Origin of the sequence: Rhizobium sp. 11_C7_N12_5 (assembly GCF_051811145.1) — a bacterium.
Classification (GTDB): Bacteria; Pseudomonadota; Alphaproteobacteria; order Rhizobiales; family Rhizobiaceae; genus Rhizobium; species Rhizobium lusitanum.
Genome location: NZ_JBPWPY010000002.1, coordinates 1,822,095 through 1,837,600, shown reverse-complemented (window position 1 = coordinate 1,837,600; position 15,506 = coordinate 1,822,095). Strand labels below are relative to the sequence as shown.

14 protein-coding genes are annotated in these 15,506 nt (G+C 60.7%); 9 read left to right on the top strand and 5 right to left on the bottom strand.

Going from position 1 to position 15,506, the window contains the following annotated elements:
* Positions 1 to 135 precede the first annotated feature (135 nt).
* From AB8B29_RS27685 to AB8B29_RS27650, 8 genes are all read left to right on the top strand, one after another.
* Positions 136 to 531, top strand: coding sequence for a RidA family protein (locus AB8B29_RS27685; protein WP_051963252.1), 396 nt, complete (start codon positions 136 to 138; stop codon positions 529 to 531).
* 523 nt (positions 532 to 1,054) lie between these two features.
* On the top strand, positions 1,055 to 2,749 hold the full coding sequence (locus AB8B29_RS27680) for an ABC transporter substrate-binding protein (protein ID WP_037191634.1): 1,695 nt from the start codon (positions 1,055 to 1,057) through the stop codon (positions 2,747 to 2,749).
* A 22-nt stretch (positions 2,750 to 2,771) separates the two neighbouring features.
* Positions 2,772 to 3,752 (top strand): ABC transporter permease, encoded by a 981-nt coding sequence (locus AB8B29_RS27675; RefSeq protein WP_037191631.1) that lies wholly within the window; start codon positions 2,772 to 2,774, stop codon positions 3,750 to 3,752.
* Positions 3,752 to 4,654 carry an ABC transporter permease gene (locus AB8B29_RS27670; RefSeq protein WP_047555486.1) on the top strand — a complete coding sequence of 301 codons (903 nt, stop codon included), beginning with the start codon at positions 3,752 to 3,754 and terminating at the stop codon, positions 4,652 to 4,654. The genes AB8B29_RS27675 and AB8B29_RS27670 overlap by 1 nt, the downstream gene beginning before the upstream one ends.
* Positions 4,651 to 5,466 carry an ABC transporter ATP-binding protein gene (locus tag AB8B29_RS27665; RefSeq protein ID WP_037191624.1) on the top strand — a complete coding sequence of 272 codons (816 nt, stop codon included), beginning with the start codon at positions 4,651 to 4,653 and terminating at the stop codon, positions 5,464 to 5,466. Before AB8B29_RS27670 ends, AB8B29_RS27665 begins: the two co-directional genes overlap by 4 nt.
* Positions 5,463 to 6,389 (top strand): ABC transporter ATP-binding protein, encoded by a 927-nt coding sequence (locus AB8B29_RS27660; protein ID WP_037191621.1) that lies wholly within the window; start codon positions 5,463 to 5,465, stop codon positions 6,387 to 6,389. Before AB8B29_RS27665 ends, AB8B29_RS27660 begins: the two co-directional genes overlap by 4 nt.
* Positions 6,390 to 6,401: 12 nt before the next feature.
* Positions 6,402 to 6,872 (top strand): GNAT family N-acetyltransferase, encoded by a 471-nt coding sequence (locus tag AB8B29_RS27655; protein ID WP_037191618.1) that lies wholly within the window; start codon positions 6,402 to 6,404, stop codon positions 6,870 to 6,872.
* Between the two features lie 27 nt (positions 6,873 to 6,899).
* The gene (locus tag AB8B29_RS27650; RefSeq protein WP_037191612.1) at positions 6,900 to 8,921 is read left to right on the top strand and encodes a beta-N-acetylhexosaminidase; all 2,022 of its coding nucleotides are present in this window, start codon (positions 6,900 to 6,902) and stop codon (positions 8,919 to 8,921) included.
* An 89-nt stretch (positions 8,922 to 9,010) separates the two neighbouring features.
* On the opposite strand, the gene AB8B29_RS27645 is transcribed toward AB8B29_RS27650, so the two are convergent.
* Complete coding sequence (locus AB8B29_RS27645; protein WP_047639703.1) at positions 9,011 to 10,234, bottom strand: ROK family transcriptional regulator; 1,224 nt, start codon at positions 10,232 to 10,234, stop codon at positions 9,011 to 9,013.
* A gap of 293 nt (positions 10,235 to 10,527) precedes the next feature.
* Between AB8B29_RS27645 and AB8B29_RS27640 the strand changes: the two genes are divergently transcribed.
* Positions 10,528 to 10,776 carry a hypothetical protein gene (locus tag AB8B29_RS27640; RefSeq protein WP_047639705.1) on the top strand — a complete coding sequence of 83 codons (249 nt, stop codon included), beginning with the start codon at positions 10,528 to 10,530 and terminating at the stop codon, positions 10,774 to 10,776.
* 149 nt (positions 10,777 to 10,925) lie between these two features.
* Here AB8B29_RS27640 and AB8B29_RS27635 read toward each other — a convergent pair whose 3' ends face one another.
* The 4 genes from AB8B29_RS27635 to AB8B29_RS27620 are packed head-to-tail and all read right to left on the bottom strand — an operon-like array spanning position 10,926 to position 15,467.
* Entirely contained in the window at positions 10,926 to 12,578 is a 1,653-nt protein-coding gene (locus AB8B29_RS27635) for a GMC family oxidoreductase (protein WP_047639706.1), read from the bottom strand.
* A 30-nt stretch (positions 12,579 to 12,608) separates the two neighbouring features.
* Complete coding sequence (locus AB8B29_RS27630; protein ID WP_112441851.1) at positions 12,609 to 13,691, bottom strand: ATP-binding cassette domain-containing protein; 1,083 nt, start codon at positions 13,689 to 13,691, stop codon at positions 12,609 to 12,611.
* A 4-nt stretch (positions 13,692 to 13,695) separates the two neighbouring features.
* Positions 13,696 to 14,580, bottom strand: coding sequence for a carbohydrate ABC transporter permease (locus tag AB8B29_RS27625; protein ID WP_047639708.1), 885 nt, complete (start codon positions 14,578 to 14,580; stop codon positions 13,696 to 13,698).
* Positions 14,580 to 15,467, bottom strand: coding sequence for a carbohydrate ABC transporter permease (locus AB8B29_RS27620; RefSeq protein WP_047639709.1), 888 nt, complete (start codon positions 15,465 to 15,467; stop codon positions 14,580 to 14,582). The genes AB8B29_RS27625 and AB8B29_RS27620 overlap by 1 nt, the downstream gene beginning before the upstream one ends.
* Positions 15,468 to 15,506: the final 39 nt, after the last annotated feature.

Sequence of the window (15,506 nt, the reverse complement as noted above, 5' to 3'; positions counted from 1 at the left end):
ATCGGGAAGAGGCCTCTGGCGTCGCCGTGTCACGGCGGATAAGGAAGATGGCAATGGAGTCGAGCGCCTGGCCCTCATTGATAATGAAGCGATGGCGACTGCGGCTTTCGACAACAGAGAGAGACCGAATATATCATGAGCAAGAACAAGCTGATCCGTTTCGATATCGCCGATAGTCAGGCCGGCGGCCAGCGGCGTCCTTTCGCCAAGGCCGTGCGTGCCGGGGATTTCGTCTATGTTTCGGGTCAGGTTCCGACCGTCAACGGCGAGGTCGTGGTCGGCAATATCGTCGCGCAGACCGAGCAGGTCATCGCCAATATCAAGGAAGTTCTTGCCCTGGCCGATTGCACCCTCGAGCATGTGGTGAAGGTCAATGCCTGGCTGGACGACGCACGCGATTTTTCCAGTTTCAATGCGGTCTTCCAGAAGCATTTCATCGATCATCCGCCGGCGCGCTCGACGGTTCAGTCGCCGATGATGGTCGATGTAAAGGTCGAGATGGACGTCATCGCCTACAAGCCGCTCGACTGAACTGACGCTCCTTGATTATTTAGAAGCTCCGTTTTGAGGTGTCGCTTCCAAAGCGGAGCTGTCTTGCAGCGAAGGGATTGCGGTGCGCGCCTGCGGCGCCGCGATCCGTATTTTAGAGCGGTTACGCGTTTCACGGAATCGCCTGACCGCTCTATGCTATTGTTTTTACGCAATTCCGGACGGAAAACCGCTACGCACTTTTCCTGGAATTGCTCTAGCCACTCGTCCCGGCGGCGCTGCGGCCATTTCTCTGCGGACAACATCTGTTCCCGGGCGTTTCCCTGTTGAACAAGAGTCCAAACCGGCCAGCGCCCCGTTATCGGCATATGACCGGAGTGAGCCGGACAGCCCGCCAGTCTCTCCATAATTTCGATTGTGACAGATCGCCGCTCAGTCAGCAGCGGCTGCGCGTGATTGCTCACGCCAATGCTTGTTGATTTCCAATCAGCGGATTGACGTGTGCGCAAACTCAAGATTAAATCAATTTGATTGACTACTCGAAATAAACGAGAGGGAACTAAAAATGGGAATGAAGAAAAGCAGATTGCGTAATCTTTTGCACCGGGCTCCATGGCTTGCGACGGCGGCATTGGGCGCCACGCTGGCATTCGGTTCGGGTGTCGCCTCGGCCGCCGAATCAGTGCTGACGATGCACATTGAGGAGCAGACCAGCTGGGTCAGTAACTTCAATCCCTTCGATCTGGCCGGTCGCCGCCAGAGCACGATGGATTTCATCTATGAGCCGCTGGTCATCTTCAACGCCAATGACGGCGGCAAGCCGGTCTGGCGTCTGGCGACGAGCTACAAGTTCTCCGATGATCTGATGTCGATCACCTATGAGCTGCGTCCCGGCGTGAAGTGGTCGGATGGCCAGCCGCTGACCTCGGCCGACGTGAAATACACGATCGACCTGATGCTGAAGAACCCGGCTGTCGACACCGTCGGCGTTGGCCAGACTGTCGCTTCCGTCGAGACGCCTTCGCCGACCCAGGTAAAGATCAACCTCAAGGCCGTGAATTCGGAATTCCCCGAATCCCTGGCCGACCTTGCCGTCGTGCCGGAGCATATCTGGAAGAACATTGCCGATCCGGTCGCCTACAAGAATGAGAAGCCCATCGGGTCCGGGCCGATGACGGAGGTTCGCCGCTTTACTCCGCAGGTCTATGAGCAGTGCCGCAATCCGAATTATTGGGATGCGGCGTCGCTGCATGTCGATTGCCTGCGCCTGCCGCAGATCTCGGGCAACGACCAGATGTTGGCGCTGCTGCCGGAAGGCACGGTCGACTGGATCGGTTCTTTCCTGCCGCAGATAGACAAGACCTTCGTGGCACTTGATCCGCAGCATAACGGTTACTGGCAGCCGCCGGCGGAAACCGTCGCCTTCCAGATGAACTTCAAGTCCACGAATGTCGGCAATCTGGAGGCCTTCAAGGACCTGAACTTCCGTCACGCTTTCAGCCTGGCGATGGACCGCACGTCGATGGTCGATATTGCCGGCTTCGGCTATCCGGTCGTCAACCTGCATGCGAGCGGTCTGCCACCGCGTTTCGAATCCTGGCGCAACAAGGCTGCCGAAGGCGACAAGGATGCCTTCATGGGCTTCGACACCGACAAGGCGAACAAGATTCTCGATGACGCCGGTTACAAGAAGGGCGCCGACGGCTTCCGCACCACGCCAAGCGGCAAGCCGATCGCTTTCCCTGTCATCGTGCCGAATGGCTGGACGGATTGGATCGACGCCGTGCAGATCGCCGTTGAAGGGCTGCGGGCCATCGGCATCAATGCCTCGGTCGCCACGCCTGAATACGAGCAGTGGCGCAAGCAGCTTCTCGACGGCAGCTTCGATGTCGTCATGAACTCGCGCGCCGACAGCGCCACACCGTTCCAGGGCTATTACCAGAGCCTGTCGACGGACTATGCCGGTAAGCTCACCGTCGCCGCACCGCGCTACTCCAACCCGAAGCTCGACGCGCTCTTCGATCAGTATCGGAAGTCGTCCTCCGATGACGATCACAAGAAGATCTTCAACGATATCCAGGTTCTGATCGCCGATGACTTCCCGGTCGTGCCGGTCTTCAACGGACCGACCTGGTACCAGTATTCCAGCAAGCGGTTTACGGGCTGGGTCACCGACAAGGATCCGGTCATGAACCCGGAAAATCACGACAACAACCGCATGCGCCTCATGCATCTCTTGCGTCTGAAGCCGGTCCAATAAGACCTAAGCAAGGGAAGCGGACATGCGTATTTCCAGCCGACGCCTGGGCGTCTATGCGGTGGCTTTGGCCTTCGCGATCGTCGTGAACTTCATTCTTCCCCGGCTCATGCCGGGGAGTCCCGTCGACGCCATGGTGGCCCAGCTCGGGCCGCGGGCAACGCCCGCCGCCGTCGAGGCAATCAAGGCGCGCTTCGGCGAGATCGATCAGCCGATCATGATGCAGTTCGTCGATTATCTCAAAGGCCTCGCGACGCTCGATCTTGGCGTTTCGGTCAAATACTATCCGCAGACCGTGGTGCAGGTGTTGAGCCGTGCCACGCTCTGGACGATCTTCCTGGTGGTGACGGCGATCATCTTTTCGCTGTGCGTCGGCGTCGTGCTCGGGGCGATCTCGGCCTGGCGCCGCGGCGGGCGGTTCGACACTGTCGTATCGCCTCTCGCCGTGATCATGTTCTCGATACCGCCCGTGATCATCGCCCTGACGATCCTCTTCGTCTTTGCGGTATCGCTGCGCTGGTTCCCCGTGGGGTACGCCTATGATCCCAATCTCGATCCGGGCTTCAACTTCACATTCGCCGGCAGCGTCTTCATGCATGCCATCCTGCCGGTCCTGACGCTCTCGCCATTCCTCATCGGCGAATTCCAGACGACCATGCGCTCCTCCATGATCGTTATACTGGGGGAGGACTATGTGACCATGGGGCGGGCGAAAGGGCTCAGCAATCTCGCAGTCATGTTCAGCTATGGCGCCCGCAACGCCCTTCTGCCCGTATTGACCAACCTGGCGCTGATGCTCGGTGCGGTCTTTGGCGGCTCGATCGTCACGGAGATCGTTTTCAATTATCCGGGCCTTGGCCTGACGCTGTTCACCGCCAGCGTGGCCCGCGATTATCCCGTCATTCAGGGCCAGTTGCTTCTGATGACAATGGCGACCCTCGCAGCGAACTTCCTGGTCGACATCATCTACGGCCTGGTCGATCCGAGATTGAGGGAGGGGACGTAATGGGCTTCGCGTTGAAATCAATCTTCAGCCAGAAGAAGGCCCTCTTTGGCTTCGTCATCATTGCCGTCTTGTGCCTGATGGCCATTTTTGCGCCGGTCATCGCGCCGGGCGAGCCTGGTGCACGCGTCGGCCGTTCGCATCAGGCGCCATCGGTCGAGCATGTCTTCGGCACCACCAAGATGGGTCGCGACGTCTACCGGCAGTTCGTCTGGGGTGCCAGGAGCTCGCTTTCGGTGGGCTTTGCGACCGGCATCGCCATTACCGTGATCGGGACTGCCATCGGGCTTATCGCCGGCTACGCCGGCGGCAAGACGGACGCGGTGCTCGATCTCGCGACCAACGCCGTGCTCGTCATACCCAATATGCCGTTGCTCATCCTGCTTGCCTCCTTTGCAGGCACGGTCGGGCCGATGACGATCATGACGATCATCGCCTTGACCTCATGGCCCTGGGGTGCGCGGATGACGAGGTCGCAGACGATGGCGCTGCGCAATCGCGATTTCGTCACTGCCGCCAAGATGATCGGCGAGCCGGCCTGGCGCATTATCTTCGTTGAAATCCTGCCCAATCTGACGCCGCTGATCGGCATCAACCTCGTCGGCAGCATCATCTATGCCATCGTTGCGCAGACGACGCTCGAATATCTCGGCTTCGGCGATCCGCTGAAGGTCACGTGGGGCACTATGCTCTACAATGCCCAGAATGCCTCGGCGATCATGGTTGGCGCATGGTGGGATATCGCCGTTCCCGCCGCCGGTATTGCGCTCACGGGCCTCGGCTTAGCGCTGATCAACTTCACCTTCGACGAAATCGCCAATCCGCAATTGCGCTCAGGCCCGGCATTGACCCGGTGGTTCCGCCTGACCCGAGCCCGCAACCGCATGATGAGGGCTGGCCAATGAGCGACAATCTGCTGGAAATTGAAAACCTCAATATCGACTATCTGGTCGACAAGGGTGACTTCCGGGCGGTGAAGAATGTTTCCTTCAACATCGGCCGCGGCGAGATTTTCGGTCTCGCAGGCGAATCCGGTTGCGGCAAGAGCACCATCGCCTATGCCATAACCAGGCTTTCCAAGGCGCCGGCCTGGGTCAGCGGTGGAAGTATCCGCCTGGATGGGCAGGATCTGCTGCGGATGCCGGAGATCGACCTGCAGAAGATCCGCTGGAAGCGGATCGGCATGGTCTTCCAGAGCGCCATGAACTCGCTCAACCCGCTGATGCGGGTAGAAGCACAGTTTCATGATGTCCTGCACCGCCATACTGGCTGCTCCCGTCAGGAATCCCGCGCCCGCGCCGAGGAAATGTTCAAGCTGGTCGGCATTCCCGCGCATCGCGTCGGCGATTATCCACATCAGTTTTCCGGAGGCATGCGCCAGCGCATCGTCATCGCCATATGCCTGGCGCTCAGACCCGAACTCATCATCATGGACGAGCCGACGACCGCACTCGATGTCGTCGTTCAGCGCGAAATTCTCGAGCAGGTCCTCGACCTCCAGCAGACCTATGGTTTCTCGGTGCTGTTCATCACCCACGATCTGCATCTGATGGCCCAGCTTTGCGGGCGCATCGGCGTCATGCTGAAGGGTGAGCTCGTCGAGGTCGGTGACGTCACGCAGGTCAGCCAGGCGCCCGCTCATGACTACACGCGCAAGCTCTGGAACGCCATTCCGCAGCTTCCAGGCAACGTCCACCTTTCGGGAGCTTTGGTATGAAACCGCAGACACAGGCATCGATTGCCGAACCCGTCATCCAGCTCGAGAACATTCAGCGCGATTTCGGTCCCGTGCAGGCGCTCAAGAGCGTATCCTTCTCGTTGTTTGCGGGGCGTGCATTGGCTCTGGTCGGTGAATCCGGTTGCGGCAAGACTACCTGCGCCCGGATCATCGCGCGGCTCGACAGGCCGACCGGCGGCAAGCTTTTCTTTCGGGGACAGGATCGCACCGCGCGCGGCTCCGGCAACGACGAGCGGCCGTACCGCAAGGATGTCCAGATGGTCTTCCAGGACCCGTTCTCCTCGCTCAACCCGGCCTTTACCGTCAATCATCATCTGTCGCGGCCGCTGCAACTGCACGGGCAGGACAAGCCGAAAGCCGGGCGCGGCGAAGACATAATGCGGCTTCTGGAAAGTGTCGGCCTCGATCCGGCGCTGACGCGACAGAAGTTTCCGCATGAGCTATCGGGTGGTCAGCGCCAGCGCGTCAATATCGCCCGCGCGCTGGCTGTTTCGCCGAGCATTCTGGTGGCCGATGAGCCGACTTCGATGCTTGACGTCTCGATCCGCAAGGACATCCTGGAACTGCTGGCGCGTGTGAAGCGGGAGAACGACCTCGCCATGCTCTACATTACCCACGACATCGCCACGGCTGCCCATGTCGCCGAGGAGATCGTCGTGATGTTTGCCGGTCAGATGGTGGAATGGGGCGACACCGCTACGGTGCTCGCCGCTCCGAAGCATCCCTATACGCAGCTGCTGCTATCCGCGGTTCCGGACGGCGGCCGCCGGTTCGTGACCGGCGGCAGCGCCCGCTTCCTCGAGCAAGCGGAGAAAGTCCGCGCGCTCAGCCGGCCGATCTCGACCGTGGTCGAGCAGGTCGGCACCAATCATTTCATGCGTGCGCTAGCCACATCGAACTAGGGGGATTTCACCTTGGATTATCTGGTCAATCTATCGACCTTGCCGCCGGATACGCAGTCACCCGAGCGGATGACGCAAGCCGGCATCACCATCCGGCGTGCCCTGCCGCCGGAGCTGCGGCTGATCACCGGCTGGGTCGGTGACCATTTCAGCCAAGGTTGGGCGAGCGAGACGACCGTGGCGATGACGCGTCAGCCGCCGACCTGCTTCATTGCCACGCGCAATCAGGAGCTTGTCGGCTTTGCCTGCCACGAGGCGACGGCGCGCGGTTTCTTCGGCCCGACCGGCGTTGCGGAGGAGATGCGGGGTCTCGGCATCGGCCGGGCGCTGCTGTTTGCCTCCCTCACCGACATGAAGGCCATGGGTTATGCCTATGCTGTCATCGGCGATGTCGGTCCATCGGAGTTCTACGAGAAAGCGGTCGGCGCGATGCCGATCCCCAACTCCGCGCCCGGCATTTATGCCGGCATGCTCAAGCTTTGAACGATTTTAGATAAAGAGAGAATGTTCATGTCGATACCGCGATCCCTGGCTCTGCGGCTGGAAACAACCTGGAACCCGCCGGCCGACGGCAAGGAATTTTCCTATGTGTTGCGGCTCAAGAACCTTTCATCCGAGCAGCTTTCGGGCTTCTCGCTCTGCGTCAGCGGCCCCGGCCGCGTCGATCCGGCTGGTATCGTTGAAGGTGCCACGGTCTCCAAACGGCTGTCCAACTTCACCGAGTTCCAGCCGCCTGATGGTTTCGTACTGGCCGCCGGCGATACATGGACCATCACGGTCCGTGCGCTGAGCTGGCAGTTTCGCCACTGGAACGATGGGGCCAATAGCGCCTATCTCGCATTGCCCGATGGCACCACGGTTTCACTTGGTACGGAGCCGACGCGAACATCGTCAAGCAATGCGCCGTTGAAGCGCGGTGCGGAAATCTACCCGGTGCCGGCCAATCCGCCGGTGCCGCTGTCGATCATTCCCTGGCCGAACCGCGTTGCCGTTTCCTCCCGCCGCCCGCTGCCGGCAGGCTTTGCCTTGAAGGCTATTGCTCCGGAAGCGCAGGCTGCCGCTGCAAGTTTCACAGCTCTTGTCGAGCATCTCTTCTCGGCCGAAGGTCTCATCCGCTCCGAGGCGGAGGGGGCAGTGCCGGTGGACCTGCACCAGGTTGAAGGTCTCGGTGCTGAGGCCTACAGGCTGGCGTTCTCGCCGGAGGCCATCACGGTCGAAGCGAGTACACAGACCGGCTTCGTCTATGGTCTGGTCACTATCGGCCAGATCTGGCGCGGTGCGCGTCTGCATCCACAGGCATTTTATTTCCCGGCGGGTGGCGAGATCGTCGACGAGCCGGCCATGGGATGGCGCGGGCTGCATCTGGATGTCGCACGCCAATTCTATGGCACCGCCGAGATCAAGAAGCTGATGGCGGTGCTTGCCTGGAACAAGCTCAATCGCTTCCATTGGCATTTGTCGGATGACGAATCCTGGCGTGTCGAAATCGACGCTTATCCGGCATTGACCGAGATCGGAGCGTGGCGTGGTCACGGCCTGCCGCTGCCGCCGCTTCTCGGCTCCAGCCCGGCTCGCACCGGCGGTTACTATACCAAGGCAGCCGTGCGTGACATCGTCAGCTATGCTGGGGGTTTCGGCATCGAGGTCTTGCCCGAGATCGATATACCGGGCCATTGCTACGCCATGCTGCAGGCAATTCCCGAGCTTCGCGATCCCAATGAGGCTGGCAGCTATTATTCGGTTCAAGGTTTTCCGGATAACTGCATCAACCCGGCGCGCGAAAAGACCTATGAGGTGATCGAGACGATCCTCTCCGAACTGATCGAGCTCTTCCCGTTCAAGACGATCCATATCGGTGCCGACGAAGTGCCGCTGGGCGCCTGGTCCGGCTCGCCGGAGGCGCTGGCGCGGCTGCGCGAGCTCGCTGGTGATGAAATTGCACAAGCACATGCCAAGCGATTGAACGTCATCACCAATACGCATGGAGCCGACGATATTCACGGCTCCGGCGCGGCCTTCCTGCAGGCGGAGTTCCTGGAGCGCATCCAGGCATTTCTGGCCTCAAAGGGCTGCGTGACGGGCGGTTGGGAAGAAGCTGCCCATGGCGACAGGATCGACAAGGACAAGAGCTATCTCTGCAGCTGGCGCAATGTCGAAGTCGCGGCCGAGCTTGCCGGTCGCGGATACGAGATCGTGGTTTGCCCGGGGCAGGTCTATTATCTCGACATGGCGATGCGCCCGGATTGGGACGAGCCCGGCGCAAGCTGGGCGGGCCATTCGGACCCGGAGAAACTCTACACCTTCGATCCCGTCGGTGGCTGGACGGACGCCCAGAAAGAAAAACTTCGAGGCATTCAGGCCTGCATCTGGTCGGAGTCGATGACGGATCGGGCCATCTTCGACCGGTTGGTCTTCCCGCGTCTCTCGGCGCTTGCCGAAACCGGCTGGACGAAACCATCGGCAAAATCCTGGGAGCGGTTCAAGGCGCTTGTCGGCACGATGCCGCTGCTATACGGCCTGTATCAATTCTGACAGCTTGATGCATGGCCCTCGGGCGCGGCACTTGTGCCGCGCCCGATTGCGTTTCAGTGATCTGCAAGCTCAATGGCCCTGACCGTTCGTCACAGTTGCTGGACAGTGCGGTGGATGATCGGCTTCTGCAGGACATCGAATTGCGGGTTCGTTTCCGAAAAGATCGGCAGGGCGGCGGCGCCGAGAATGGCGGTATCCTTGCCGGTCGCCCCGACCATCAGGCGAGGGATCGTGCGCTCTTCCTCGGGGTTCACGGGAATGTGCAGCGGTTCCAGACGCGCCGCAAGCTGTGTCATCAGGGTTGTCGGCGCACTGCCGCCAAGCACGATAGTCTGCGGATCGAAGGCAAGCTCGAGAAAATCGATCGTCTGGCGCAGCGGCTGCACCGCTTGTTCCAGCCAGACCTCGAGACCTCGGCTATTGGCCGCGATCATCGCATCGAGATCGTCAGGCAAAAGCTCCTGGGCGTTTTCGATGCCAAGACATTCGTAGGCGACGGATGGCGATACATAGCGATCGAGGCAGCCGCGCTTGCCGCAGCTGCACAGCCTGCCGTGCGGCTCGACGATGATATGGCCGATTTCACCGGCATTGGCGCGGCTGCCCTTGTAGAGATGGCCGTCAAGGAACATGCCGGCGCCGATGCCGCCATCGCCTGCCAGAAAGAGATAGACGAAGCTCCCAAGGCCACGCGCAACGCCGTAAAGCCGTTCGCCGATCGCCGCGGCGGTCGCATCATTCTCGACAATGACAGGCACTTTGATATACCGCTGCAGTTCACGAGCGACCGGGAAATCCTGCCAACCCGGCAGGTTGAGCGGGCTGAGCGATGTAACGCCGCCATCCGCATAGCGTCCGGGCAAGGCAATGCCGGCGCCGAGCAATCGGTCACGATCAAAGGAAAAGGCCTCCAGCAGATCTCTAACGATGTCGGCAAGCACCGGCATCGCCTCGGCCGGGCCTGGTTTGTCGACATGGCGCTCGATGCGGGCGCGAACCGAGCCGGAAAGATCCGTCAGTATGCCGGCGGCGCGCTGGCGGCCGAGTTCAAGGCCGATGGAATAGGCCCCATTCGGGTTGATGGTATAGGGAATGATCGGCTGACCGCGGGCAATTCTTTGTGCTTCCATCGGGATCAGCAGATGCGAACGCGCGAGTTCCTCGACGATGTTGGATACGGTTTGTGTCGTCAGCGCCGTGATGCGAGCAATGGCGGCGCGTGACATCGGCCCGTTGGTGCGAATGGCCTCGATCACGACACGCCGGTTATGCGATTTGGCCTGTTCGAGATTCGTGCCTGAAATTGTCTTCATGAGATGATCGGGAATTTCTGGATCAGCGTTCGGATAGCGTTGTTGCTTGTCACGGGCTGCTGTTGCGTGACGGGGAGGGCGGGGCGTAATTTGCCGTTGCTCGCCCGGTATATAACCACTTTCCATACTTTTATCGATTGGTTCAATACGAGATGGATCAATGGGCGAAAGGTTGGCTCCCACAGGAGGTTTTTTTGCTCCATCGGCGATCGGAGAAGCCTTTACTACAGCCGCCGTTAGGTTAGAGTCGGGTTACCTCGGCGTTCTGCAGAGGGTTGCCCCGGAGGACTTCGATGATCAGGCTGCTCGGACTTGCGATTTTTTCAACCTGCCTTGCCACCGGAGCGATGGCCGCCAATGCCACTTGCAAGGCACAGGCAGCCGACAAGAAGCTGGCGGGAGCAGCCTTGACCAGTTTCAGCAACAAGTGCGCGAAGGATGCGGCAAGTTCTTGCGATGCCCAAGCGGCTACCAAGAAACTAGCCGGCGCCGCCAAGACGAGCTTTGTCAAGAAGTGCACCGCCGATGCCGTCGGCGGTTGATCGCTGACATCAAGAGGTCCCCGGCCCGGTTGTTCTCTGGGCCGAGAGTGGAATGATGTTTGTGCACGACGATCTGATTGGTCACCCTTTCGACAGATGGCGGACCCGTTCTCCAGGTTCCGGCTGCCCCACCCTCCAAGAATGGATGGCTACGATCGTCCGGCTCGATATTGATCGACGAGGTTTCTGCAGGCCCGAATGGTCAATGCCATGACGGTCAGCGTGGTGCCGGCAATGCCGCTGCCCGGGAAGGCGGAGGCATCCGTCACGATCAGGTTGGGAACGTCCCAGCTTTGATTATGGGCATTGAGGACGGAGTCCTTGCTTGAGGCACCCATACGCGCGCCGCCGGTCTCGTGGATGGCGGCTCCCATGCACATGGTCTTTCGGAACCATTGTCGGAACATGAAACGGCTGAACGGATCGGCATCGGGAAAGGCGCCGCGGCCCATTTCCCTAAGGCCGGTGGGCGAACCGATGAATTCCAGCTCGCCGCCGACGCCGCGCACCATCTCGATCAGCACTTCTTCCTGCCGGCGCAGCAGCGCATGCTCCTCCTCGCCCATGACGCAACGGATATGGGGAACCGGAATGCCCCAGGCATCCTTGCGCCTTGTATCGAGCGTGATGCGATTGTCGGCATAGGGCAGCATGCGGCCGAAGCCGAAGAAGGCGAGCCGTGCAGGCTCGTTATCCGGCGTCGGTGCCCGGCCGATGCTGCCCTGATAGTCGAAATCATCGCGGCCTGCATCGCCTTCCCCGAAGCGCGGCACGAAGATGCCGCCCGAGGGATTGTAGAATGGGTCCGTTGGGGCGGAGTCGTCGACTGCCCAGCCTTTTGCTTTCGAGAAGGAGCCGAAGGCCAGGCACGGCAGCTGGTCCATGAAAAAGCGCCCGAGCGTGCCCGAGCTATTCCCCAGTCCCTGGGGATGGCTGGCGGTCGCCGAATTGAGAAGCAGCCGCACGCTTTCGATCGGCGATGCCGAAAGCACCACGAGGGCCGCGCGCGCGGTCTCGACTTTGCCGGTGACACGATCGATGAATTCCGCACCCGTTGCCCGCTCGCCGAGATCATCGGTCGTGATGCGGCGCACGATGGCGTCATGACGGATGGTCAGCCGACCGGTTGCCAATGCCTCGCGTAGCGGCTTCGGCGTGCGCTCGGCATCAGGAGCGATATAGCGCCAGGAAACGACATGCCGCTTGGGCCAACGTCCCTCGACTTCCGTCTTGAAGGTCTCCTCGGCAGGTGTCAGCTTTGCCGGATGCGCGTAGACGCCGTCGGGCAGTGTCTTGATGCCGTCCGGATTGCCATAAAGCCCGAGGCTGGATTCGATCTCGGCATAATAGGGCGCGAGTTCTTCGTACGAAACCGGCCAGTCCTCACCCTTGCCGGTTTTTGAGCGGATCTTGAAGTCATCGTCCGTCCAGCGCAACAGCACACGGCCGAAGCTGTGCAGGCGGCCGCCGCCCTGACGGCCACGTATCCACAGGAATGGCGCATCCTTCGGCGTCGTATAGGGGTTCTTGCGATCGTTGACGAAGAAATGGCTGAAGCGCTCGGTAAAGAAGGCTGCGCGCGCCTGAATGGGCTGGCCCTTGATCGTGGCGCGGGCTCGCTCCCAGATATTGATGCTGCTTGCGGGCGCCTTCTTTCGATTGGGATCGAAATCCTTCTGCGTGACGGCGGGACCGGCCTCCAGCAGCAATACCGACAGCCCTTGGGCAGTCAATTCCTTGGCGGCAAAGGAGCCGGCGGCGCCGGAGCCGATCACCAGCGCGTCATAGATAGTCTGAGACATGAGTCATTTCCGTATGCTGTGAAAGCGGGTTCAGAGGCGGGCGCCATCGGCGTCGAAAAGGGAGGCTTTGGCGATATCGAGCCCGGGTGCGATCGCCGTGCCCGGCTGGAGCGCGGCATCGCCCATGATGCGATAGGATAGGCTTTGGCCTGCCCAGTCGAACCACAGCACAGTGTCCGCTCCCATCGGTTCGACGACGGAGACGATGCCCGGAATGGTGGGCGAGCCGCTTGCCACACCATCCGGCGCGATATGTTCCGGCCGGATGCCGAGCGTGGCGGGACCCTCCTTGACGGCAGTCAAAAAGGGATAGCTGGCCAGATCAATGGCAAGCGCGTTGCTTTCGAAGACCGGCGTGCCTGACCTAAGAACAATCTCGCCCTTGATGAAGTTCATTGCCGGTGCGCCGATGAAGCCGGCAACAAAGAGGTTGACAGGGCGATGGTAGATTTCGGATGGGCTGGCAAGCTGCTGGATCACGCCATCCTTCATGATGGCGATACGGTCGGCGAGCGTGAGCGCTTCCACTTGATCATGCGTCACATAGATCATCGTGTTGCCCAGGCTCTGGTGCAGCTTCTTGATCTCGACGCGCAATTCGTTGCGTAGCTTGGCGTCGAGATTGGAAAGCGGCTCATCGAACAGGAAGACGTTCACTTCGCGCACCAGGGCACGGCCGATCGCGACGCGCTGGCGCTGGCCGCCCGACAGTTCCGAGGGTCGGCGGTCGAGCAATTTGTCGAGATGCAGAAGCGAAGCCGTGCGGGCGATGCGCGCCTCGATCTCGGCCTTGGGAAGACCGGCCACACGCAAGCCGAAGGACAGGTTCTTGCGTACCGACATGCGGGGATAGAGCGCATAGGACTGGAACACCATGCCGATGCCGCGATCCTTCGGTTCGGCCCAGGTGACGTTCTTGTCCGATATCCAGACCTCGCCATCGCTGATCTCCTGCAGCCCGGCGATGGAGTTGAGCAGGGTCGACTTTCCGCAGCCGGACGGCCCCAGCAGCACGAGAAATTCGCGCGGAGCGATGTCGATCCACAGTTTTTCGATGACGGTGTGATCGCCATAGGCGATCTTGAGGTCCTTGACTGACACGGCAGGCTGCATGGCGTTACCCCTTCACAGCTCCGGCGGCGACACCACGCAGGAACCAGCGGCCGGAGAAGAAATAGATGGCGAGCGGAACGACGGCGGTCAGGATGGTGGCAGCCATGTTCACGTTGTAGGCGCGCTCGCCCATGGTGGTGTTGACGATGTTGTTGAGCTGCACCGTCATCGGCAGATTGTCGCGCCCGGCAAAGACGAGGCCGATCAGGAAGTCGTTCCAAATGCCGGTGAACTGGAAGATGGAAGCGACGACGACCATCGGCACGGACATGGGCAGCATGATCTCGAAGAAGATTCGCCAGAAGCCGGCGCCATCGACGCGCGCGGCCTTGCAGAGCTCTTCGGGGATGGCGACGAAATAATTGCGGAACAACAACGTCACCAGCGGCAGGCCGAAGATGACATGGACCAGAACGACGCCGGCCACCGAATTATAGAGGCTCAGATTGGCGAGCAGCCGAACCAGCGGATAAAGGAAGATCTGGTATGGGATGAGGCCGCCGGCCATCAGCAGGCCGAATAAAAGGTTTGACCCCCTCGGCCGCCAGAAGGAGAGGGCATAGCCGTTGATCGCGCCGATGAAGACGGAAATCGCCACGGCCGGCACGGTGATCTTCACCGAGTTCCAGAAGCCGATGCGCACGCCCAGACATTGCGTGCCCATGCAGGCTCCCGACCAGGCCGTCTTCCACGCATTGAAATCGACGGTATCCGGCAAGGCGAAGATGCGGCCCTGGCGGATCTCCTCCATCGTCTTCAGCGAGGTGACGAGCATCGTATAGAGCGGCAGCAGGAAGAACAGCGCGGCCAGGATCAGGAAGGCATAGAGCCCGATCTGGCCGGACGACAGTCGCGAAGGCTTCGGACCGCGGGGATGAAGAGCTGCCATCAGTGTGCTCCCCTTCTTCTGGCACGCATGTAAAGCGCGTATCGAAACGGTGCGACGGCCATGACGACCGAGAGCACGAGCACGGTGGCGCCGGCGCTGGCGAGCCCGAGGTTCTGGCGCTCGAATAGATTGTCCATGATGAATTTCGCCGGCACCTCGGTCGAATAGCCGGGGCCGCCGCCGGTCTGCGCCACGATGAGGTCGTAGGTCTTGATGACGCCCATGGAGAGCAGCATGCCCGACGCGGCAAGCGCTGGCCCAAGTTGCGGCAGGATAATCGAGAGATAGATGCGCCAGACTGGAATGCCGTCGATCTGGGCCGCCTTCCATTGCTCTTCGCCGATGCCGCGCATGCCGGAGAGCGCAATGACCATGACAAGGCCTGCCCCTTGCCAGACGCCGGCGAAAACGACCGTGTAGATCGCCATGTCGCGATTGACGATCCAGTCGAAGACGAAGCTCTGCCAGCCGAGCGCCCTGACCGTCGCCTGGATGCCGAAGGTCGGGTTCAGCATCCATTGCCAGATGAGGCCGGTGACCACGAAGGACATGGCATAGGGATAGAGGAAGATGGTGCGGAACACGCTTTCGAAGCGGACCTTACGATCAAGTGCTGCCGCCAGCACAAAGCCGAGGGCGAGGCAACCTCCCACATAGAGCACGCCGAAAATCAGCACGTTTTCCAGGGACGCGAGCCATCTCGACGTCCGGAACAGCTTAGCATACTGGGCAAAGCCGACATAGTTGGATGACGGAAAGATCGTCGAATCCGTAAAGGACAGGCGCACCGACCAGACCATCGTGCCGATGTAGATGAAGATCGCGGCGATCCACGTCGGCAGGAGGGCATAGGTCGCAGCAAGGGGACGTCTGCGCTTGGCTTGCATCAGCAAACCCTTTCAAAAGGATTGAGCAGAGCCGATCGG

What these genes read in the sequence shown, in the direction of transcription:
- AB8B29_RS27665 (WP_037191624.1), top strand. Translation starts at nt 4,651, where the DNA reads ATGAGCGACAATCTGCTGGAAATTGAAAACCTCAATATCGACTATCTG.
- AB8B29_RS27650 (WP_037191612.1), top strand. Translation starts at nt 6,900, where the DNA reads ATGTCGATACCGCGATCCCTGGCTCTGCGGCTGGAAACAACCTGGAAC.
- AB8B29_RS27660 (WP_037191621.1), top strand. Translation starts at nt 5,463, where the DNA reads ATGAAACCGCAGACACAGGCATCGATTGCCGAACCCGTCATCCAGCTC.
- AB8B29_RS27685 (WP_051963252.1), top strand. Translation starts at nt 136, where the DNA reads ATGAGCAAGAACAAGCTGATCCGTTTCGATATCGCCGATAGTCAGGCC.
- AB8B29_RS27640 (WP_047639705.1), top strand. Translation starts at nt 10,528, where the DNA reads ATGATCAGGCTGCTCGGACTTGCGATTTTTTCAACCTGCCTTGCCACC.
- AB8B29_RS27670 (WP_047555486.1), top strand. Translation starts at nt 3,752, where the DNA reads ATGGGCTTCGCGTTGAAATCAATCTTCAGCCAGAAGAAGGCCCTCTTT.
- AB8B29_RS27625 (WP_047639708.1), bottom strand. Translation starts at nt 14,580, where the DNA reads ATGGCAGCTCTTCATCCCCGCGGTCCGAAGCCTTCGCGACTGTCGTCC.
- AB8B29_RS27630 (WP_112441851.1), bottom strand. Translation starts at nt 13,691, where the DNA reads ATGCAGCCTGCCGTGTCAGTCAAGGACCTCAAGATCGCCTATGGCGAT.
- AB8B29_RS27680 (WP_037191634.1), top strand. Translation starts at nt 1,055, where the DNA reads ATGGGAATGAAGAAAAGCAGATTGCGTAATCTTTTGCACCGGGCTCCA.
- AB8B29_RS27620 (WP_047639709.1), bottom strand. Translation starts at nt 15,467, where the DNA reads ATGCAAGCCAAGCGCAGACGTCCCCTTGCTGCGACCTATGCCCTCCTG.
- AB8B29_RS27635 (WP_047639706.1), bottom strand. Translation starts at nt 12,578, where the DNA reads ATGTCTCAGACTATCTATGACGCGCTGGTGATCGGCTCCGGCGCCGCC.
- AB8B29_RS27645 (WP_047639703.1), bottom strand. Translation starts at nt 10,234, where the DNA reads ATGAAGACAATTTCAGGCACGAATCTCGAACAGGCCAAATCGCATAAC.
- AB8B29_RS27675 (WP_037191631.1), top strand. Translation starts at nt 2,772, where the DNA reads ATGCGTATTTCCAGCCGACGCCTGGGCGTCTATGCGGTGGCTTTGGCC.